At 60.3% G+C, this 22145-nt stretch carries 11 protein-coding genes; 9 read left to right on the forward strand and 2 right to left on the reverse strand.

Translation table 11 applies throughout. The features are described from left to right. The first annotated feature begins 285 nt into the window (after positions 1 to 285). Complete coding sequence (locus tag B5F94_RS05315; RefSeq protein WP_158100256.1) at positions 286 to 2475, forward strand: S-layer homology domain-containing protein; 2190 nt, start codon at positions 286 to 288, stop codon at positions 2473 to 2475. A gap of 455 nt (positions 2476 to 2930) precedes the next feature. Further along, positions 2931 to 8222, forward strand: coding sequence for an S-layer homology domain-containing protein (locus B5F94_RS05320; protein ID WP_158100257.1), 5292 nt, complete (start codon positions 2931 to 2933; stop codon positions 8220 to 8222). Positions 8223 to 8370: 148 nt separating this feature from the next. Here B5F94_RS05320 and B5F94_RS05325 read toward each other — a convergent pair whose 3' ends face one another. Beyond that, on the reverse strand, positions 8371 to 9648 hold the full coding sequence (locus B5F94_RS05325; protein ID WP_158100258.1) for an S-layer homology domain-containing protein: 1278 nt from the start codon (positions 9646 to 9648) through the stop codon (positions 8371 to 8373). Between the two features lie 217 nt (positions 9649 to 9865). Between B5F94_RS05325 and B5F94_RS05330 the strand changes: the two genes are divergently transcribed. Beyond that, entirely contained in the window at positions 9866 to 11059 is a 1194-nt protein-coding gene (locus B5F94_RS05330; protein ID WP_087328511.1) for an aminotransferase class I/II-fold pyridoxal phosphate-dependent enzyme, read from the forward strand. A gap of 52 nt (positions 11060 to 11111) precedes the next feature. On the opposite strand, the gene B5F94_RS05335 is transcribed toward B5F94_RS05330, so the two are convergent. Next, positions 11112 to 12803: a hypothetical protein gene (locus B5F94_RS05335; RefSeq protein ID WP_087328513.1), complete on the reverse strand. Its 1692-nt coding sequence runs from the start codon at positions 12801 to 12803 to the stop codon at positions 11112 to 11114. Between the two features lie 266 nt (positions 12804 to 13069). Between B5F94_RS05335 and B5F94_RS05340 the strand changes: the two genes are divergently transcribed. From B5F94_RS05340 to B5F94_RS05365, 6 genes are all read left to right on the forward strand, one after another. Beyond that, positions 13070 to 14941, forward strand: coding sequence for a BMP family ABC transporter substrate-binding protein (locus B5F94_RS05340; RefSeq protein WP_087328516.1), 1872 nt, complete (start codon positions 13070 to 13072; stop codon positions 14939 to 14941). Then, on the forward strand, positions 14938 to 15528 hold the full coding sequence (locus B5F94_RS05345) for a metallophosphoesterase family protein (RefSeq protein ID WP_087328519.1): 591 nt from the start codon (positions 14938 to 14940) through the stop codon (positions 15526 to 15528). The genes B5F94_RS05340 and B5F94_RS05345 overlap by 4 nt, the downstream gene beginning before the upstream one ends. 293 nt (positions 15529 to 15821) lie before the next feature. Continuing rightward, positions 15822 to 17840, forward strand: a complete 2019-nt coding sequence (locus tag B5F94_RS05350) for an efflux RND transporter periplasmic adaptor subunit (RefSeq protein WP_087269677.1) — start codon at positions 15822 to 15824, stop codon at positions 17838 to 17840. Between the two features lies 1 nt (position 17841). Then, positions 17842 to 18537: an ABC transporter ATP-binding protein gene (locus B5F94_RS05355; RefSeq protein WP_087328522.1), complete on the forward strand. Its 696-nt coding sequence runs from the start codon at positions 17842 to 17844 to the stop codon at positions 18535 to 18537. Beyond that, positions 18534 to 19742: an ABC transporter permease gene (locus B5F94_RS05360; RefSeq protein WP_087328526.1), complete on the forward strand. Its 1209-nt coding sequence runs from the start codon at positions 18534 to 18536 to the stop codon at positions 19740 to 19742. The genes B5F94_RS05355 and B5F94_RS05360 overlap by 4 nt, the downstream gene beginning before the upstream one ends. Before the next feature lie 12 nt (positions 19743 to 19754). Then, the gene (locus B5F94_RS05365; RefSeq protein WP_087328531.1) at positions 19755 to 22121 is read left to right on the forward strand and encodes an S-layer homology domain-containing protein; all 2367 of its coding nucleotides are present in this window, start codon (positions 19755 to 19757) and stop codon (positions 22119 to 22121) included. Positions 22122 to 22145 lie beyond the last annotated feature (24 nt).

Raw genomic sequence — 22145 nt, forward strand, 5'->3', positions numbered from 1 at the left:
ATATCCACTCCTGTTTGTTCGTGCAAATTGGCCAAGTTTTCTTTCTCTATCTTACACTTTTAGAGTAAAATAGATAGTCTGACATCGCAACTGTACGTTCTTCATATTTGTCGTCATTTTTTCAGTTAGCGTCTCCAAAGACGCTGATGGAACGTATTTATCAATGAAGAGGGAAGATACCGCAAGAATGTGCTTGTATTGTTAAGTCGGTTTTGCTACTATGGCACATGGAAGAAGTATCCCAACAGTGGTGGGATACAAATGTGGAAAGGTGGAATGTTTGAAATGAAGGAACGCAAAAAACTCCTCTCCCTGACTCTGGCTGCCGCGTTGACGCTGGGCATCTCCGCCCCTGCCATGGCCGCGGAAGGAACTGCCCCCGTCTTTACTGACGTGGCTTCTGACGCCTGGTATGCCCCTGCCGTCTCCTATGTCTCTGAAAAGGGAATCATGAACGGCACCGGCGATAACGCCTTTGGCCCCTCTCTCACCGTGACCCGGGGGATGGTCTATCAAACCCTGTACAACATGGCGGGCCGTCCTGCTGTGGCCGAAGCTGCCTCCTTCAACGATGTCTCCGATCAGTGGTACGCCGACGCTGCCGCCTGGGCTGAAGATGAGGGCCTGACCACCGGCGTGGGCCAGGGCGCCTTCGGCGGCGAACGGGCCATGACCCGGCAGGAGCTGGGCAAGGTCTTTGCCGATTACGCCGACGCCCAGGGCGCTCAGGCCGACAATGCCGACCTGAGCACTTATGCGGATGCCGCCTCCGTGGCCGACTGGGCCAAGGACGGTATGGAGCGGGCTGTGGCGCTGGGTATCCTCTCCGGCAGCCAGAACAAACTCAATCCCACCGGGACTGCCCAGCGCTCCGAGCTGGCCCAGATCCTGATGAACTTTGGCCAGCTCACCTTTGAGACTCCCGCCGAGGACTACATCAAGGCCCATGCCGAGGACTTCTTCCTCACCGGCAAGGCGGAGTATACCATCCAGGGCATGATGGTCTCCAAGGATACCACCTTCCACAACGACCTGGAGAATGTGGACTACACCGCCACCGATGACGGGGAGAGCGTGGTCCTCAAGGGTACTGTGGGCGAGCAGTGGGTCACCAAGCTGAGCAAGGTGCTGGAGACCTATACCAAGGCCGACGGTACTGCCCTCAAGGCGGAGGATTTCACCAGCTCCAAGGACACCTTCATTGATCTGAAGACCAAGGCTGAACCCGACACCAACTTTGCCTGCTTTGTTCCAAAGGACGTGCGTCTCACCGTCAACACTGCCTGGGGCGATGTGCTCCATGTGAACGATCCTGTCTCTGAGCACGGTTACGGCGATTACCTGGTCTGCCCCAACAAGGACGGCAAGCCCGACTTCTCCGACGTGTGGGTGGTCAACGGCGCGATCTTCGCCAACACCTATGATGTGAGCCGGGCGCCCGTGGTGGGCAGCGTGGCCGCCATCGAGAAATACGGCAACCTGGACCTGGATATCAAGCCTGAGGTGCTCTATACCGCGGGCCTGGAGCTGGGTGACGTGCTGGACGTGACTGTGAACGGCCAGAGCCTGGAGATCCCCTTCTGCACCGCCTACAGCGATGTAAACACCGGCGAGTGCGTGGTGCGTGACAATAAGGAGAGCGACATCCTTGTGGTTGCCATCAACATGGGCAACTTTGCCGGCACCTACGGCGTGGAGGAGGGCGACATTGTCACCTTCACGCTGGCTGAGAAGGCCGGTTACCTGGGTCAGTATCAGGCCCATCAGCTTGAGCGCACCAACGAGCGGAGCGACTACGCCTCCGACGAGGTGTTTGCCAACTTCCGCGCCATCACCGTGGGCGACATTGCCGAGGGCGTGCTCTACCGCACCAGCAGCCCCGTGAACCCCGAAATCGGCCGGGCTGCCTATGCCGACGACCTGATTGAAAAGGCTGGCGTCAAGACCGTGGTCAACCTGGCCGACGATGACGAGGCCATCCAGGGCTATTTTGCCGCCGAGGGCTTTGATTCTCCCTACTACAAGGGTCTCTATGAGGCGGGAAATGTGATCGCCCTCAACATGGGCGTGGATTATAAGGCCGCCGACTTCCAGGCCAAGCTCAAGACCGGTCTGCAGTTCATGATCGCCCACGAGGGCCCCTATGCCTTCCACTGCACCGAGGGTAAGGACCGGGCCGGCTTTACCGCCATCCTGCTGGAGGCCCTGATGGGCGCTTCTCAGGAGGAGATCATGGCCGACTACATGGTGTCCTATGAGAACTACTACCATGTGGAGAAGAACTCCGAGCAGTACAAGCTGATCTCCGAGGTGGCTGTGGGTATGCTCCGTGACCTGGCGGGCCTGGAAAAGGGCGCCGACCTGTCCAAGGTGGACCTGCAGAAGGCCGCTGAGGATTATCTGACCGGCATCGGTCTCACTGCCGACCAGATCTCCGCCCTTAAGACCAACCTGTCTACCCCCATCAGCGGCTGATGGGTGAAAAAGTCCAAACAGAAATCCGGGAGAGAGCGGAACATAAACTGTGTGTTCCGGCTGTGATTCCAGCAGTGCGGCAGGCGGCCAAGGCATTTGCCTTGGCCGCCTGCTCTTTTATATTTGTACAACTGTTTTGCGCGGGAAAAGGATACAGGTTGGGCGCAAATGCGGCCGCCCAACAAAATGTGTTCCCGCGATTTCACAGAGGCGGCAGGTGTGAGTATGATAAAAAATCATACTTACGGTAAAGGTTTCCGGTGCTAAACTAGATGCGAATGGTCGTTTTGCAAGAAAAACACCTGGAAACTATTGGTTAAGATGTACAAAGGATACAAAATAAAGCTTTGTGCCGGGAGAGGAGGCGCTGAAGGGGCGCTATAGAGAGAATAGCCCCACATTTTTTAACTCCAAAGGATCCTGACTGAAAATAGCAGAAGAAAGGGATGATATTTATGAGGATCATGCAGAAAGCACTCAGCCTGTTGCTCAGTGCATCCATGGTGATCAGTCTGGCAGGGCCCCTTCCGGTATGGGCCGCAGGACCTCAGCTGCCGGACAATCTGGAGGACCTGGTGACGGAAAGCTGTGCGGTCACAGTCTCTTCTGAAGAAAATCCAGATAACCCCACCGCGCGTTATGCAGTGGACGGCATTACCGATCAAACCCAGCAGTGGGCCTCCGGCCCCATGAAAGATGGGTCAACAACCGCTGATACGACTCAGAAGCCCCAATGGCTGACGGTGGATCTGGGCAAGGATGTGACCGAGCCCGTGGCCATTGAGGCCATCAAGCTCTGGTACAATATGAAGGTCTGGCCCATGGTCTATGAGATCCAGACCTCCTCGGACAACGGCGTCAGCGATGACTGGGCCACGCTGGTCCGGGTGGAGCGCGCGCCCTTTAACGGCGCGGTCAAAAACGGCGAGGAGCAGGACATTGCGGACGAAACCAACAATGTGACGCCTGCGACCGCCGCCAATACCGATACCATTACCAAAACCACCTCGCCTGCCCTGGGGCAGGACGCAGCGGTGGAGCGCTATGTGCGCTTCTATGTGGAAAAGACCAACGCCGCCGCGCCGGGCAACAATGTGTGCCTGCGGGAGATCTCCATCTACAAAGCGTCCGACGAGCCTCAGCCGGAGCCGGGCGAGGATGCCTGGAATCTGGCGCTGGGCCAGCCCACGGAAGCCTCCACTTCCGTCGAGGGCACCTCTCCGGCCAATGTGGTGGACGGCAGCATGGACAGCAAGTGGAATTCAGGTGATCTGAAGAACTTCACTATTGGTGACAATTCCGAGGACGATGCGGAGCAGACCCATCAGTGGATCCGGATCGACCTTGGAGCCACGGGGTCTACTCTGGAGGAAATCCGTATTTCCTACAAAGCCAAAGTGTGGGCCATGGACTATGAGATCCAGACCACCGATACCCCGGAGGTGGAAGACTCCTGGGAAACAGTGGCCACCGTGGACCGGCCTTCCGCCAACGCCTTTGTGACCAATGGTCCGAACCAGAATATTGCTGATACCGCGGCCAACCGGGACACCATTACCACAACGACCAATCCGGACCTGGACGCAGATCCGGTGGGTCGCTATCTGCGGATGTACATCACCAAGACCAATGCCCAGGCCCCCGGCGGACATAACGTGAATATCGCGGAGATCGAGGTGCTGGGCACCAATCCCACCCGCCATCCGCCGCTGGATGTGGAAGAGATCCTGTCCGGCGTTACGGTGTCCGACCCTGGCAAAGCAGACAAAACCATCACCCTTCCGGAGACCGAGAAGGGCACTTCCCTGATCGTCCGGGGCAGCGAGCTGGAGAATGTGGTAAGCAACGACGGCGTGATCAGTCAGTGGAACATCGGTCCCCGGGATGTCACTCTGCTGCTTCGCCTCAGCGAGGACGGCAATGAGGAAAACTACGCGGAAAAGAACGTGACGGTGACCGTCCCCAGCCACAGTAACAGCTATCCTGCCGCCTGGTTCCCCACGGTAGCCAAGCCCAATGATAGGCCGGAGGTCATTCCCACCGTACAGGAGTGGTACGGCTACGAGGGGAACTTTACCCTGACCGCCGACTCCAAAATCGTGCTCAATGACGCCGCCGGCGTGGGCCTGGAAAAGGCTGCTGCCAACATGAAGGCGGATGTGGAAGAGATCTGCGGCATTACCCTGGAGGTGGTGACCGGGACCGCGCCCACCGGACCCAACGACATTTATCTGGAGTCTCTGACCGATCCCAACGCCTATGATCTGGGCAAGGAAGGCTACCTGATGGTGACCAATGAGGAGGGCCTGCATATCTATGCCCCCACCTACACCGGCTGCCTGTACGGCACCATCACCGCCGAGCAGATCCTGTGGCAGGACGAGACCCACAGCGCCATTCCCAAGGGCATCATGCGGGATTATCCCGCCTATGAGGTCCGGGGCCTGATGCTGGATGTGGCCCGTACTCCCTACCGCTATCAGCAGCTGCAGGACTACGCCAAGATCATGCTGTGGTACAAGATGAGCGAGTATCATCTTCACATCAGCGATAACGACAACTCCAACATCAACGGCGCTACCTTTGATACCCATTCCGGCTTCCACCGTCTGGAGAGCGAAACCTTCCCCAGCCTGAAGTCCGAGACCAAGCACGCCGGTATTCCGGCGGATCTGGTCAACGCTGACTACTACAACAACAACAAGGATTATCAGGGCAACCCCACCTACACCAAGGAGCAGTGGCGGGAACTGGAGGCCATGTGTCAGGACATGGGTATGTACGTCATGACCGAGCTGGATATGCCCGGCCACTCCCTGCTCTACAACAAGTACGCTAAGGAAAATCCGGATGGTATCGACTGGCTGAAAGGCGGCACCATGCTGGCGTCCACTGCCACCGGCAACTCCGGTTATCAGGAGCTGCTGGATCTGATCGGCGAAAACAAGATCCGGGCCTTCAAGTTTGCCTCCACCCTGTGGGACGAGTATACCCGGGGTGAAGAGCCCGCCGTTTACGGACCTGTGGTCCATATCGGCGCCGACGAGTACTGGGTACATAATAAAAAGACTTATAACGCCTTTGCACAGTTTGCCGACAATATGCGCCAGGTGATCCAGAAAAACCTGGGTGCGGATACCAAAATCCGGATGTGGGGCGCCGGGACCGGCAGCTTCTCCACCGCCGGCGAAGTGCTGGACAAGACGCCTGCTGAACTGGCCAAGGACTATCAGCTGGACATCTGGTACCCTGGCTACGACAATGCCGCCAAGCGTACCGCGGAGGGGTTCCAGGTCATCAACGCCCGGGACGCCTTCCTGTACGGCAATCCGGGCCGCCGTTTCCGGGATGTGCCCAACGCGGAGTACCTGTTCTATGACTGGAATCCCACCATGTTCGGCGGCGGAGATCCCCTGCTGGGCGAGCCCAACCTGATCGGCGCCAAGGCCGTGATCTGGGGCGACCAGAGCCAGGAGGGCATGACCGAGCGGGATGTGCACCAGCGTGTTCTGCGGGCCATTGCCATCGTCAGCGAAAAGACCTGGAACGGCACGGATGAGGATGATACCTTTACCGAGTATGAGCTGCGGGCAAGCCGGCTGGCGGAGGGCCCCGGTACCCAGATCGCCATGGAGATCGACAGCAAGAGCTCCCTGGTGCTGGATTATGATTTTGCCAATGTGTCCGGAGACGGTAAGACCGTCTACGACGCCAGCGGCAACGGCTATGACGCCGCCCTGACCGGCGGTTCCGTCACGGATGGCTGGCTGGCCTTTGACGGCAATACCCTGCTGACAACGCCTCTCAAGACCATGTCCTATCCCTATACCGTGTCCTTTGACCTGAAGCTTACCGGGGAGGACGGCACTGCGAACACCAAGGAGTCCTCTCTCTTCTCCGGCTATGACGGCCGCATCCAGGTGGCGGGGCATGACGGCAAGATGAGCGCCGATGTCAACTACTTTACCCGCGACTTCAACTACAAGGTTCCCACTGACGGCACCCCGGTCAAGGTGACCATCGTCGGCACCTTCCAGGCCACCCGGCTCTATGTGAATGGTCAGCTGGTCACCTTCCTGTCTCAGAAAGCGGACCAGGACGGTCTGGCTCCCGGCGCGATCTCCACCATGTACTCCTCCGTGCTGCTGCCGCTGGAGAAGATCGGACAGGACTTCCACGGCCAGATGGCCAACCTGAAGGTTTATAACAAGGCGCTCTCCGCCGCCGAAGTGGCCGGCAACGCCGATGACGGACTGGTCAACGTGGCGCAGAACACCGCTGCCGGCAGCAATTCCTATGCTTCCGGGGATAGCTACGACGACGGCCAACAGCGCACCAGCATTGCCATGAAGGCCATCGACGGCGAGGCATTTACCACCAGCGATGACAACTCCTCTGAGATCTATTCCTACTGGCAGGGCGACCACGCCGACAGCGCTCTGACGGTGGATCTGGGCCAGGCCCGCACCATCTCCCAGGTGGAGATCCAGTGGCGCTCCAACGGCGTGGGCAAGGACTTCCAGATCCTCACCTCCATGGATGGAGAGAACTGGGATGTGGCGGCTCAGGTCGCCGACAATCGGGAGGCCAGAGAGACCATCACACTGGAGACTCCTGTCTCCGCCCGCTATGTCAAGCTGCAGGGGATTGCCAGCAATAACGGTACGGTCTACAAAGTACAGGAATTCCTGGTTTATGAAGCTGTGGACAAGACCGCTCTGAACGACCTGCTGGCCAAGGCGGAGGAAATCGTGGCCCAGAAGGGCCTGGGCTTTACCAGCACTGGTCTGGAAGGCGACCTGTTCCAGGCTGTGGTCTATGCCCGTGCCCTCAGCGGCAGCCCTCTGGCCACTATGGAAGAGGTGACTGCGGCCACTGCCGCTCTGGAGGATGCCATGCAGGCCATCGAGGACTCTGGCAGCACGCCCTCCACCTCCTACGCCATCACCGTGGAGAAGGCGGACGACGGTACCGTGACCGCCAGCCGTACCCGCGCCTCCAAGGGCCTCACCATCACCCTGACTGTGAAGCCTGACGAGGGCTGTAAGCTGGACAAGCTCACCGTCACCGACAAGAACGGCAATGAGCTCAAGCTCACCGACAAGGGCGACGGCAAGTACACCTTCACCATGCCTGCCTCTGCCGTCACCGTAAAGGCCTCCTTCGCCAAGGACGACGGCTCTGTGGGCACGGATCTGCCCTTCACCGATGTGAAGTCCAACGACTGGTTCTACGAGGCTGTGAAGTACGTCTATGACAAGGAACTGATGAACGGTACCTCCACCACCACCTTTGCTCCCCTCATGACCACCAACCGGGCCATGGTGGTCACCATGCTGTGGCGGCTGGAGGGCCAGCCCAAGGCTGAGGCCACCCTGTCCTTCACCGACGTGGAACAGGGCGTGTGGTACACCGACGCTGTGAACTGGGCCGCCTCCAAGGGCATCGTCAAGGGCTACAGCGACACCGTGTTTGCTCCCAACGACATTGTGAGCCGTGAGCAGCTGGCCACCATCCTGTACCGCTACGCCGAGTACAAGGAGTATGACGTATCCGCCAAGGGCGACCTGACTGCTTTCACCGACGGCGCCAAGACCTCCTCCTGGGCTGCCCAGGCTATGGAGTGGGCGGTAGGCTCCAAGCTGCTGTCCGGCAAGGGCGGCAGCGTGCTGGATCCCACCGGCACCGCCACCCGGGCGGAAGTGGCGCAGATCTTCATGAATTTTGCCCAGAACCTGAAGAAGTAACGATCCATGCCGACAGGGGCGCGCTGCGTCAGCAGCGCGCCCCTGTCATATCTGTCCCAGCAGCTGAGAAGTCCAACGATACAGGCATGAAAGGAGCCGCCCAACGGGCGGCTCCTTTCATGCCTGTTTTGCAACCCGGGCGGCAGAATCAGAAATGTTCCTCCCGATGGGTCGTCTGGTTATAAACGATGGTCTCCTTTGTCCCGTCGGCATATTCCAGATCAATGGTATCGATCCGGATGGCGTCGCAGGCGGGCACATAGCCCATCAGCTTGTAAACAAGGATGCTTCTGCCGGGGGAAACGGGTCCCACGTAGCGGACCGAGGCGGTAGCCTTGTGGGTGATCTCATCGTAGGCGGGGTTGCCGATGGGGTCCAGGAAGGTCACATGGACGGTGTAGTAATTGATGGTCTTGCCGGAGTTGTTTTTCCCGTCAAAGGAGAGGGTGATGCCGTTGACGCTGTTGCGGGTGAAGTAGAAGCCTGTGGGTTTGCCGATGGGGGGAACCTTCTGCACGGTGACCACAGAGGTGGCGGTGAGGGAGCCGCACTTGGCGGTGATGGTGGCGGTGCCGGGAGTGACGCCGGTGACGGTGCCGTCAGAGGCCACGGTGGCCACGTTGGTGTTGGAGGAGGACCAGGTCACCGGCAGCGTGGTGTTGGCAGGGGCTACAGTGGCCTTCAGGCTCTGCTTGGCGCCGGCGTCCACCACGAAATTGGGGGCGCTGAGGGTGAGAGAGGTGGGTTTCACCACCGCCTTCAGGGTGAAGGACTTACGCAGGGAGGGGTCCACCATGCTGGACAGAATGACGGCTACCTCACCCCGGGTGATCTGGTTGAAGGGGGCAAAGGTGCCGGTGGAATCGGTACCGGAGAGGACGCCGGCCCGGTAGAGCAGATAGACGGCGTCATGGTAGTTGGCGTCGCTGGGCACATCGGGAATACCGTTTTCCTCCACCGTATTGATGGCGGTCAGCGCCTCGGGCGGAAGGGCATTGGTCAGGATCATGGCGAAGGAGGCCCGGCTGATGACGGCGGTATAGTCGGGGTAGGCCTGGCAGATGCCGTTTGTCAGGGCGTAGTCCACATAGGTCTGATACCAGGGCTCGCTGGTGGAGAAGGTGTGTCCGTTTCCCTGATAGGTGGCGTGGAGCCGGGCGGCGATGGCGATGGTCTCGCCGATGGTCAGCTTGCCGCTTACATTGAAGGTGGTGTCGCTGGAGCCCTGCATCAGGCCGTATTCATAGGCGGCCTGGACGGCAGAGGTGTACCAGGTGGAGGAGGCCACATCTGTAAACTGTCCGGGGGTATAGGGCTTGCTCTTGGTAAAGTTGGAGAGTCCGGCGGTTGCCAGTGCAGGTGTGAGGCACAAGGAGAGCGAAAGAGACAGGGTGAGCACAAGGGATAGCAAGCGTTTTTTCATCATAGACACCTCCGTTAAGACTGGGTTTATGCAGTCCCATTCTAGGCCCATTAAGCGGGGAAAACAATCTGCCAGCTGCATAGTGTATCAGAAGCACTGGACCGGGGTGGAAACAGCGGGTCATCCTCAAAGACGCTGTCAGGATGGACCTTGCCTTTGAAAAGAATCGGTGTTATCCTGAAAGCACAGACAGGAAAAAGCTGTAACAGGGGGGAGCGGGATGTTTCATCTGGAGATCAATCCCTATGTGCGGGATTACGTTTCAAAGGACTATGCAGGCAGCCTGCCGGAGGGGGATATCAAGCTGGATTGCTCCCTGGGGGTCAACGCCGATCTGCTGGGCAACTGTATCTTCCAGCGCCTCCACGCCTTTGAGCAGCGGACGGAGGCCCACGGCGGCAACTTTGCCGAGATCAAATACTATCCCCACGGCGGCACCCTGAAGGAGGCTCTGGCCAACTGGTACCGGGGCAACGGGGTGGGGGAGGGGTGGCTCACTGCCGACCACATCATCCTGGGCAACGGTTCCTACGACATCCTGTGCAATCTGAATCTGCTGTGCCTCACCAGAGGCAAGAAAGTGCTGGGCCACGCCCCACAGTTCACAGCCTATGTGGACCATGTGAATTGCACCGGCTCGGTGTACGAGTGTTGCTATCTGGACCGCTCCGACGGCTACCGCTTCCATGTGGACGACTATCTGGCCAAGATGTCGGCGGAGTATGGATTGTTCATCGTGGAGAATCCCATCAACCCCACCGGCCTGCCGGTCAGTCTGGAGGACATCGCCCGCATCGCCCGGCGGGCGGAGGAGTGGGGAAAGCTGCTGGTGGTGGACGAGGCCTATGCCGAGTACCTGCCCTTTTCCGCCAGCGCCATCAACCTGATCCCCAGCCATCCCAACCTGATTGTGACCCGCAGCTTCTCCAAGGGGTGGGGTATGGCCGGGGTGCGGCTGGGCTACGGGGTCAGCTCCACCCAGAGCGGTCTGCTGCCTCAGCTGGAGAAGCTGGTGCTGCCCTTCAACAGCAACGGCATTGCCCGGGTGCTGGCCCAGACCGCGCTGGAGACCAAGTTCGAGCGGCCGGAGGAACCCTTTGGCATTCAGCCGGTGATTGTGAGCAAGAGGGAACTGCTGGCAGCTATAGAGAGGTACAACAAGCGGTATGGACGCAATCTCCGGGCGGCGGTCACCTGCGAGAGTACCCCCATCCTCATGCTCTATGTGGAGACAGAGGACCCCACCTTCCATTTGCAGCGCCACCTGATAGGGGAGGGGCTGCTCACAGTTAGCTGCGAGAGCTATGTGGGCCTGGACTGCCGGGCGGTGCGGCTGATGCTGCCCGAGCGGGAACAGATGCCCCTGCTGCTGGAGCTGTTGGAGAAGGCTGTCCGGACGCTGCCGGAACGGTGACCAAAGAAAAAACGGACCGGGAACTCAGTTCCCGGTCCGTTTTGTATGTTTTTTAGGCTTCCTGCTGGAGCAGCCAGACAAAGCCGTAGGGATAGAGCTCCACATGGCCGATCTCGTCGTAGTGACCGCCGTAGATCAGCTCATCAAAGGCGCCGCCCTCGGGGGCACCGGCGGTGACGAAGTCGCCGCTGAAGTTAAACAGTGCCACCAGCTTGCGGCCCTCATACCAGCGGCCCAGACCCAGCACATGGGGATTGCCGGTGTCGAAGGTCCACACATTGGCCCGGGCGTCAAAAGCGGGCTCCGCCCCGCGCAGCTGCTCTAGGCGGCGCAGACCCTGGAACTGCTTGCCCTGGCGGGTCTCCTGATTGTCACGCATAGCGGCCAGCTCCCACTGGAAGGGGCCGTGCTGGAGGTTGCGGGCGTCATCGGCCCGGGCGGCGTCCTCGTGGTAGCTGTAGTCGTTGAGCTGGCCCACCTCGTCGCCGCAGGTCAGCAGGGGCATACCGCTCTGGGTGAGCAGGAAGGCGTGGAGCAGCAGGTCGCAGGCCACGGCCTGCTCCAGCTTGACGCTGTCCTGCTCATAGTCGGCGGCTTCCACGCCGCACAGGGAGGCGGTGGTGCCGCACACCTTGCCCTCACGGCACAGCTCGCCCCGACTGTTGCTGCCGGGGAACTTGCCGGTGGCCCAGTCGTTGAGGTACTGGCGATGGGCATTCTCGTCGGTGCCGCAGTGCTCTTTCAGCCAGTTGTAGTCCAGGGCCCAGTCCAGACCGCTATCCCCGTGGAGCCGGTTGAGGAACAGACCGGCGGAGGACAGGGAACCCTCCACCTCGTGGCGGAGGAGGGACACGTCACCGGTGGCCAGAGTGTTCCACAGCAGGGCGCCGTTGTTCCGGCAGAGCAGATGGCACTCGGGCTTGTCCTCACTGCCAAAGTAGGGGGCCTCGTCGTGGGCGGGGGCCTTGCCCATCAGCAGCACGCCGGGGCACACCAGCTGGCAGATGAGGCGGGCCATTCGCAGCACGCTGTGGGGGAGGCGGGACAGGTCACCCAGGCGGATGGCGTCTGCACCCAGACCGGCCAGGCAGAGCAGCTGCTCGATCCAGGCGTGGAAGGCGGCGGCGTCCTGGGGAGCGTCGGCCTTCAGAGGCAGGGCCAGCAGGATCTCCTGGGCCCGGCAGGCGTCGGCCAGAGCGGCCAGCTCCTCCTGGCTGCCGTTACCGTTGAGACGCAGGAAGTTGACGCCGCACTCCTTCAGGTAGGGCAGGCGGTCTGCCACCCCGGCCAGGGAACCGGCAAAGCCGGCGGCGTCCACGGCCATGGCCAGCAGATCCCGGCGGCAGTACCAGCCGGCGTCGGCGGTCCGGCGCTGGTCCTGAGCCCGCAGCTCCTCCCGGCGGTTCTCCCAGCTCTGGCGCAGCAGAGTGGTCAGACGGTCCCAGGCGGCCAGGTCGCCGTGGAACTGCTCCCGGTACAGCCGGGCCAGCTCGTCGCCATACTGCTCCATGCGCAGGTCAAAGATGCTGGGCACGGGCTCCGCCGCCACAGGGGCGGCCTGGGGTACGGGAGCGGCAGCAGGCTCTGCGGGAGCCTTGGAAACCAACAGGGACTCGGGCATCACGATGGCGGGACGGCGGCCGGGAACCGCGGGGCGCTTGTAGTACAGGTCCTCTTCCTGGGCACGGGTCATGCGCCAGGTATGACAGGGAACAGTGCCCTTGTGAGTATTGCGTTCGTTCATGAGGAAAATCTCCTTTATGGTACGCACCGGCAGGGCCGGTGCGGATAGATTGGGGCGGATGGGTGAACGGCAGACCGCCCAGGGTCTGCCCAACAGGTAATACTATAGCACGGCTTGGGCCATTCTTCAACCGGAGCGCTCCTTTTTTGTATGTTATTACCACCAAAAACCAGAAGCCGGAAGGAGAAAGGGATTGTATTTTTGTTTCGGTCGTGGTAGTTTGTTGGGAGAGAAGAAAGATCCAACTGGAAAGGGGGACGGCGGATATGCCCGTATTGGAGGAATACCACAATGCGCTCCGCCTGGGACAAAAGGAGATCAAGGCGGCGGCAGCCCGGGGGGAGGAAACCGGCCTGCAGGTGCTGCCCGGCGATCCGGAGGAACTTGCCATGCGGCGGGAGAGCCTGGGCGTGGTGGAGGTGCCCAGCGAGCTCATCGTGGGTACCTGCAACAAGCTGCGGCGCAACAGCTTTTCCCCCGGCTTTTATCCCGCCCTGGAGGCTGACAGCGAGTTTGCAGGCAAGTGGGCGTCCCTCTGTCAGGCCCACCTGAATGAAGGAATCCGGGACCCCATCAAAGCGGTGGAATACCTCAACCGCTTCTATGTGGTGGAAGGCCACAAGCGGGTGAGCGTGCTGAAATACTTTGGGGCCATCACCATTCCGGCGGTGGTCACCCGGCTTTTGCCCCGGCCCTCCGACGACCCGGAGGTGACCGCCTACTACGAGTTCCTCAACTTCTACCAGATGACAGGGCTGAATTTCCTGGTGTTCCGGCGACCGGGAGAGTACCGGGAGCTGATGGAGGCCATGGGACGGCCCAGCCGGGAAGCGTGGAGCGCGGAGGAGATCCACGATTTCCGCTCCTTTTACTATATGTTCCGGGATGCCTGTCTGCGGGAGAATGCCGATCAGCAGTACATCTCCCTGGCTTTCCTGGTATATGTGAAGCTGTTTGGCTATCAGGCTTCCCAGGGCAAGCTGTCCACCCAGATCGCCCGGGAACTGCCCATGATCCGGCAGGAGGTACGCAACCGGCTGGAAAACGCCGGGGTGACCCTTATGCTGGAGGACACGGTGAAAAAGCCCCTGTTCCCCTTCCATCCTATCGGCGAGCGTTTGTGCGCCGCCTTCATCCACGCCGGCAGCAGCGATACCTCCCGCTGGGTCTATGAGCATGAGTGCGGCCGCTACCTGCTGGAGGATACCATGAATGACCAGCTCTATACCCTCTCCTATGAAAATGCCGTCACTGAGCAGGCGGCGGAGGCGGCCATCAACGATGCGATGGCCAAGGGGGCGGACTTGATCTTTACTACCGATCCCTCTCTGCTGCTGCCCAGCGTGAAGCAGGCCGTGCGCCATCCGGAGGTGAAATTTTTCAACTGCTCCCTCAACAACTCCTATCCCTCGGTGCGGACCTACTATCCCCGGATGTATGAGGCCAAGTTTATCAAGGGCGCCATTGCCGGCACCCTGTCCCGCAGCGGATGGATCGGCTATGTGGCCGACTACCCCACCTTCGGCACCATTGCCAGCATCAACGCATTTGCCCAGGGGGCCAGAATGGTCAACGCCAATGCCCGGGTGCTGCTGTCCTGGAACAGCCTGAAGGAGGGCGGGGGCATTGACAGCCTCCGGGCCAAGGGCATCGTGTATATCGACTACCTGGACCGGCTGGCCGCTAACGCCGGGCCCCGGTCGAGAGAGCTGCATAATCTGGCCATGATCCACTGCGACTGGGGAAGATTTTATCAGAGCCTGGTGCGGCGGGTGCTGGACGGCAGCTGGAAAAAGGAGAGCCGGGGCAGCAGCGCTATCAGCTACTGGTGGGGCCTGAACCAGAAAATCGTGGATGTGCTCTGTTCCCGCCGCCTGCCCGCCGGCACCCGGCGTCTGGCCGGCGTGCTGCGGGACGCCATCCGGGCCGAACGGCTGGACCCCTTCTACGGGGTGCTGATGAACCAGCAGGGCCATGTGGTGTACGGCGACGACGGACCCCTGCCCGCCCAGCAGATTCTGTCCATGAACTGGCTGTCCACCTATGTGGAGGGGTCCATCCCCAGGCCGGAGGAGCTGACCGACCGGGCCAGGGCGTGGATGCGGGTTCAGGGCTTTGAGGAGGCTGGGCTGAAGTGAAGATTCTGGCTGTAGCCGACTATGAGTCCCCCGCCCTGTGGGACTACTATACACCGGATAAGCTGGAGGGGGTGGATCTGATCCTCTCCTGCGGGGACCTGAAATCCCATTACCTGTCCTTTTTGGCTACCTTTGCCCACTGCCCGGTGCTCTATGTCCATGGGAACCACGACGGGCACTATGAAAAGGACCCGCCTCTGGGTTGCACCTGTATCGACGGGCAGTACTATGAGTACCAGGGACTGCGTATCGTAGGCCTGGGGGGCTCCATGCGCTATAAGAAGGGCCCCCACCAGTACACCGACAGGGAGATGAATCTGCGGGCCATACGGTTGGCCCCAAAGCTGTATTTTAAAAAGGGGTTTGATATTCTGCTGACCCATGCGCCGGGCAAGGACATGGTGCCCTGCGCCGACCTGGCCCATACCGGCTTCCGGGCCTTTAACCGGATGCTGGACAAGTATCAGCCCGCCCTCCATCTCCATGGACACACCCACCTGAATTACGGCCGGAGCATCCAGCGGGAACAGCGCTACGGCAAGACCAGAGTGATCAACGGGTATGAGCGCTATCTGATTGAACTTTAAATGAAAGCAGGCGGCGGAAGGATTACCTTCCGCCGCCTGCTTTTCTTCCAAGATGGAACCTTTTCAGACGGAAAACGTCTGTGAAAAGGAAACGTATACCAAAGAAAGGAGCGGCGGTTTTCGGCGGAGATTTCCTGCGGAAGGGCATACACTGGTGCTGGCAGATGTCCAACCTGAAGTCAACTGGGAAACTTAAGGATTTGTTAAGAATTTGTCATTGCTTTGTCATTGCTTACCTTACCCGGTATGCTAGAATGGCAGTGAACAAGCAAGTACACAAGGAGGAGTTCAATATGACGGATCAACAGACGCCTGTGCTCGAGCGGCCCGCTCCGGGCCAAACGCCGCCGGCTGGGGCGCCTTCCGGCCCCAGAAAGAAAAAGCGCCGCAGTAAGGTCAAGCTGATCGTGGGCCTGCTCATTACCGCGGCGGTGATTGCCGGAATTGTCTTTGCTCTGTGGTACTTTGTGTTCCGGGAGGATCAGACTGGACTGGGTGAAGCCATGACCGACACCGTTCAGCTGGGGTCCATCCAGGTGAAGGTGGAAGGCAGCGGCATGGCCAAGGCCAACAAATCGGCCACTGTTACACCGGGCACCGGTACCATCCTGGAGCTCTATGTGAAGGAGGGTGACCAGGTCACCGAGGGCCAGCCCCTCTACCGCATGGACGACACCGCGGCCCGGGAGGCCGTCAAGGCCGCCCAGGAGACTGTGGACGACTGCCAGAAGCAGCTCCAGGCGGTCTACGAGAAGATCGGGGAGCTGACCATCAAGGCCCCTCATGCCGGCAACCTGCGGGAGGTGGCCAACCTGAAGGCGGGAGATACGGTGAACGAGGGCGACACCATCGCCACCATCGTCAACGACACCAAGCTACGCATCTCCCTCTATTACAGCTATGCCTATGAGGACAGCATCAAGGTGGGGCAGACTGCCCAGATCACCATCCCCTCCATTATGGGCAGCCGCACCGGTACGGTGGAGAAGATCAACAAGGTCCGCTTTGTCTCTCCTGAGGGTGCCACCCACTTTGAGGTGGTCTTTGTGCTGGACAACCCCGGCACCCTCACCGAGGGGATGGAGGCCTCCGCCTCCCTCACCGCCGCCGACGGCACCCCCATCTATCCCTATCAGAACGGCAAGCTGGAGTTCTATGAGACTACCGTGGTGAAGGCCAAGGCCTCCGGTCCGGTGGAGAGCTTTGGACTGCTCAATTACGCCGACGTGAAGGCGGGCCAGGTACTGGTCCAGCTGGGCGCCAAGGATTCCGACGAGGAGATCAGCGCCAAGGAAGAGGCCCTGAAGGCTGCCCAGGAGAAGCTGAAGGAGGCCAATGACGAGCTGAGCAAGTATAACGGCGTGGCCCCCATCGCCGGTACGGTTCTGTCCTGCAGCCTCATGGAGGGTGAGGAGGTACAGAGCGGCCAGGGCATCAGCATTGCCGATACCTCCCAGATGACGGTGGAGATCAGCGTGGACGAGCGCAATGCCCAGTACGTCAAGGTGGGCATGATGGTGGATCTGGACCAGTATGGCACCCCCTACATGGGCGTGGTGCAGAGCGTCTCCCTCACCGCCTCCGGAGAAAACGGCGTGGCCTCCATCCCGGCGGTGGTCGCGGTGGACAACTTTGACGGCTCCATGATCCCCGGTACTTACGTCAGCTATTCCTTCGTGGCCAGCCAGTCGGACAACTGCCTCACCGTGCCTGTGGCCGCTGTGAAGTACGTCAGCTTCAACAATGTGACGCTGCCCGACAATATGGATGCTCCCCCTGCCGAGAACGGCGGAGAGGATGGTATGGACGGCGAAATGGGCGGTAGTGACCTGCCTGATGACGGCAGCGTGATTGACGGTGAGATCCTGCCCGACGACGGCGGGACCGTTGACGGCGGAAATGTGATTATCGACGACGGCGGCATGATCATAGACGGCAATATGTCTGTCAGCGGCGGCGCGGTGGCAGTGCCGCAGCGGTATTCCAACAGCGGTGTCTCCGCCCGTAAGCTGGGTGTGGTCGTCATGCCCGGTCCGGGTATCTCCGCGGGCGGCGGCGCCAGTAGCGGTATGGGCGGCGGTTCCTCCGATGAGGAAACCGGCACCATCGTCTTTGTGAAGTCCAAGGAGGCCCCCGCCAACGCCATCCTGGAGCCCGATCCCGCCTGGGAGTGTCCCGAGGGCTTCTGGGCCGTGCCGGTGGAGATCGGCATCAACGACACCAGCCGGGCGGAGGTCAAGCGGGGCCTCAACGAGGGGGACGAGGTCTTTATCGGCTACGCCACCCAGAGCGCCGACAGTTGGGGTGGCTGATATGCTGATCGATGTAAAAAACCTCTTCAAGATCTACCATGAAGGGGAGGAGAGCGAGGTCCGGGCCCTGGACGGGGTGAGCCTCACGGTGGATCGGGGAGAGTTCGTGGCCATCATCGGCCAGTCCGGCTCCGGCAAGTCCACCCTGATGAACATTCTGGGCTGTCTGGATATCCCCACCTACGGGGACTACCATCTGGACGGGGTGGACGTGACCGAGCTGACCGACAAGCAGCTGGCCCACATCCGCAACAAGCAGATCGGCTTTATCTTTCAGGGATTCAACCTGATTCCCGCCCTCAACGCCTGGGAGAACGTGGAACTCCCCCTGATCTATCAGGGGGTGCCCGCCTCCAAGCGTTGGGACCGGGTGGAAGCCGCTCTGGAGCGGGTGGGGCTGGCCGACCGGGCGGAGCACAAGCCCACCGAGATGTCGGGCGGTCAGCAGCAGCGGGTGGCCATTGCACGGGCCATTGCCACCCAGCCTCCCATCATCATGGCCGACGAGCCCACCGGCGCCCTGGACTCCCGCACCGGCAAGCACGTGCTGGAGATCCTCCACGGGCTCCATGAGGAGGGCTCCACCATCATCCTCATCACCCACGACAACGGCATCGCTTCCACCGCCCAGCGGGTGGTGCGGATTTCCGACGGACACATCATTTATGACGGGGACAGAGAGGGGGCCTTCGCATGAATCTGACCCAGGCGTTCAAGATCGCGGTCAAATCCATTGCGGCCAAGAAGGCCCGCTCCGTCCTTACCATGCTGGGCGTCATCATCGGCCTGGCCGCCGTCATTATCCTGGTGTCCTATGCCCAGGGCCAGAACCAGCAGATGCGGGCGTTCTATGAGAGCCTGGGCACCAACATCATCAACATCCAGGCCAGCAGCTGGAACAGCGAGAAGGTATCCGATGAGCTGTACGACTACTGTATGGAGCTGGACGAGTATGTACTGGGCGTCACCCCGGTGGTGCAGATGTACAATCAGACCGTCATCAAGTACGGCGCCAAGACCCTGGACAACTACAATACCCCCTGGGAGGAATCTCCCCAAGTGGTGATGGGCAACCAGCAGTTCTCCCTGTGCAACAACTTTACATTGGCCAAGGGCAGAGACATTGCCTACCTGGATGTGAAGAACTACAACCAGGTGTGTGTGCTGGGCTCCAAGATGGCGGACGCCCTCTTCAACTACATGAATCCGGTGGGCCAGACCATCACCATCAACAACATCCCCTTTGAGGTCATTGGAGTCTATCAGGAAAAAGACCCCAACAACATGACCGGTATGGACCGCTACATCGTGCTGCCCTACTCCATGAACCGGGTGCTGAACAGCCGGACCAGCATGGATACCTTTGTGGCCAAAGCCAAGGACTCCGAGTCCACCACCCGGGCCATCACGCTGCTCAAGGGCTTCCTTCAGGGCCTCATCGACCCCAACAGCGGTTATTACAGCGTCACCACCCCCAACCAGATGCAGGAGGAGGGTAAGGAGCAGGATCAGATGCAGCAGCGCTTCCTGGGCGGTATCGCCGCCATTTCTCTGGCGGTAGGCGGTATCGGTATCATGAACATCATGCTGGTCACCGTCACCGAGCGTACCCGGGAGATCGGCATCCGCAAGGCCATTGGCGCTGAACGCAAGAGCATCATTGCCCAGTTCCTCATTGAGGCCTGTATGATCTGCGGCATCGGCGGCATCTTTGGCATCATCGTGGGTTATATCGGCACATTGATCGTGGGGAAAATATCCTTCCATACCATATTGATACCCAACGCCGGGATAACGGTGGGCGCCTTCTTTATCTCCGTTGCCCTGGGCGTGGCCTTTGGCCTCTATCCTGCCATCAAGGCCTCCGGCCTCCAGCCGGTGGAGGCCCTGCGGGCAGACTAAAGGAGTGAGATCATGAAAAAGAGAACTTGGCTTTCCGCCCTGCTGGCGGTGGCGCTGCTGGTGAGTATGCTGGTGGTGCCCTCCGCCTCCGCGGCAGGCAATTCAGCCTTTACCGACATCACCGATCCCGACCAGGCCAATGCCGCCGAAATGCTGCGTCTGCTGGGCGTGGTGAATGGCACCGGCGGCGGCGCTTTCCGGCCCCAGGGCACCCTGACCCGGAGCGAATTCTGCAAGATGACGGTGGAGATCATGGGACGGGGCGACGAGGAGCCCGCCCAGCGCAGCCGCACCATCTTTACCGACGTCAGCTCCACCCACTGGGCCAGAGGATACATCAATTTGGCTGCCTCCATCACTGTGGGCGGTTCCTCCGGTGGTGACGGAGAGAGCGCCACGGCGGGTACCCGGCTGATCATGGGCGTGGGAGACGGCACATTCCAGCCCGACCGGGTCATCACCTGCGGCGAGGCGGTCACCATCCTCATGCGGGTGCTGGGCTACGGCGACGGCGACGTAGCTGGCGGCCTCAACTGGTACGACGGCTATATGGGACTGGCCGGCTCCGCTGGACTGCTGGATAAACTGAACCTGACCGGAGCATCCACCATCTCCCGTGGCCAGGCCGCCATTCTGTTCTACAACCTGCTCTTTGCCAAGACCAAGGGCAGCGACAGCCTCTACCTCACCGGCCTGGGCTGCAAGGTGGAGGACGGCGGCATCCTGCTGGATGTGAACGCCACCCTGGCCGGCTCCAACACTGCGGTCAAGACCACCACCGGCACCTACAAGACAGACCGGGCAGGGCTGGACGAGAACCTGGAAGGAATGCAGGGCGACGTGGTTCTGGACAAGAACGACAAGCTGCTGGCCTTCCAGCCCAAGGAGAACATCACCAGCCGGGCGGTCAATGTGGCTGAGTGGGCCTACAACGAAGCGCGCCTCACCGGCGGCGAGACCCTGGAGCTGCCGCCTCAGACCACCATCTATCAGGACGGCGAGAAGAAGGTGTATGAGGAGCTGTGGCAGGATCTGAAGCCGGGCACCCCCGTTACCTTCTACTACACGGCGGAAGGCAAGGTGGACTATCTGTTCCTGCGCTCCGCCTCCGCCTCTGACACCGCTATGGTGGCTCGGAGCGTACCCTCCGGAAATCCCTTTACTGCCCTGACCAAGGGGGAGGGCAATTACCAGATCTACAAGAACGGGATGCCCGCCACCGTCAATGACATCCGTCAGTATGACGTGGCCACCTATGACAGCGGCGCTAAGGTCATGAACATCTCGGACCTGCGGCTCACCGGTATGTATGAGAACGTCTACCCCAATACCGATACTCCGGCCAAGATCTGGGCCATGGGGAAGGAACTGCCAGTGCTGCCCTGTGCGGTAGAGGATCTGCGCAACTTCAAGATTGGCGATACTCTGACTCTGCTGCTCACCAGTGACGGAAAGGTGGCCGGTGCGGTTACTACCGCTGCTGCCAAGGGCAACGCAGTGGGCTATGTGAAGAGCATTGCCGAGGATGGAACGGCTGTGGTACAGCTGCTGGACAGCGTTCTGGGCAAGGTGGAAGGCAAAACCTCCTACCGGGGGGACAGTGCAGAGAAGATGATGGGTGAACTGGTCACCGTCTCTTCTTATAAGCTGGGCCAGATCACCCTGACCCGCCTCACCGGCGGCTCCTCCAGCGGGGTTACCGGCAAGCTGGATGTGGCTGCCCGTACTCTGGGCGGCGTGGCCCTAGCTGACAACGTGGCGGTATACGAGAAGGTGGGCAGCAGTAAGCTCCAGCCTGTCAAGTACAGCCAGATCACCGCCGTCAGCGTGCCAGCCTCCAAGATCCTGTATGCCGGCAAGGACTATGCCGGCCGGTACAATGTGCTGGTGCTGGACGATGTAACCGGAGATCTGTACACCTATGGCTTCATGAGCAAGGGTACCATGACTACCCCCTCCAGCATGGGAGAGATTGTGAACTCCACTGTAATTGTGACCACCTCGGACAAGAATGGAGAGACCAAGCTGGAACTGGTGGGCGGAGTGGAAGTGCCCCGCAACGCGATAGGCGGTGTGGTCGCCTCTCTGAATACCCTTCAGGATAAAAACAAGATTGCCGGTTATGTGTTCCTGAAGGAACTGGGCGGTGTACACCGCAGCGCCTTTGACATGAAGGCCAAGACGGTGACCACCACCGACATGGTGCTGCCCATTTCGGACAGTGTGGTGTGCTACAACAAGACAACCAAGCAGTGGTTTACGGCGGAGGACCCCATGGATGCCCTCAATCAGGCCCGGGCCTTCTCCGACAACATCACCATCTACTACGACCGCACGCCGGAGAACGGCGGCAAGGTCCGTGCGGTAGTGGTGCAGTAACCATCAAAAAAGCCGCCCCCGCGT

Source organism: Flavonifractor sp. An4 (assembly GCF_002161755.1).
In the GTDB taxonomy this organism is placed as follows: Bacteria; Bacillota; Clostridia; order Oscillospirales; family Oscillospiraceae; genus Flavonifractor; species Flavonifractor avicola.

Bases quoted from the DNA above. Each gene is read 5' to 3' on its own strand.
- B5F94_RS05315 (WP_158100256.1), top strand. From the start codon at position 286: ATGAAGGAACGCAAAAAACTCCTCTCCCTGACTCTGGCTGCCGCGTTG.
- B5F94_RS05320 (WP_158100257.1), top strand. From the start codon at position 2,931: ATGAGGATCATGCAGAAAGCACTCAGCCTGTTGCTCAGTGCATCCATG.
- B5F94_RS05325 (WP_158100258.1), bottom strand. From the start codon at position 9,648: ATGATGAAAAAACGCTTGCTATCCCTTGTGCTCACCCTGTCTCTTTCG.
- B5F94_RS05330 (WP_087328511.1), top strand. From the start codon at position 9,866: ATGTTTCATCTGGAGATCAATCCCTATGTGCGGGATTACGTTTCAAAG.
- B5F94_RS05335 (WP_087328513.1), bottom strand. From the start codon at position 12,803: ATGAACGAACGCAATACTCACAAGGGCACTGTTCCCTGTCATACCTGG.
- B5F94_RS05340 (WP_087328516.1), top strand. From the start codon at position 13,070: ATGCCCGTATTGGAGGAATACCACAATGCGCTCCGCCTGGGACAAAAG.
- B5F94_RS05350 (WP_087269677.1), top strand. From the start codon at position 15,822: ATGACGGATCAACAGACGCCTGTGCTCGAGCGGCCCGCTCCGGGCCAA.
- B5F94_RS05355 (WP_087328522.1), top strand. From the start codon at position 17,842: ATGCTGATCGATGTAAAAAACCTCTTCAAGATCTACCATGAAGGGGAG.
- B5F94_RS05360 (WP_087328526.1), top strand. From the start codon at position 18,534: ATGAATCTGACCCAGGCGTTCAAGATCGCGGTCAAATCCATTGCGGCC.
- B5F94_RS05365 (WP_087328531.1), top strand. From the start codon at position 19,755: ATGAAAAAGAGAACTTGGCTTTCCGCCCTGCTGGCGGTGGCGCTGCTG.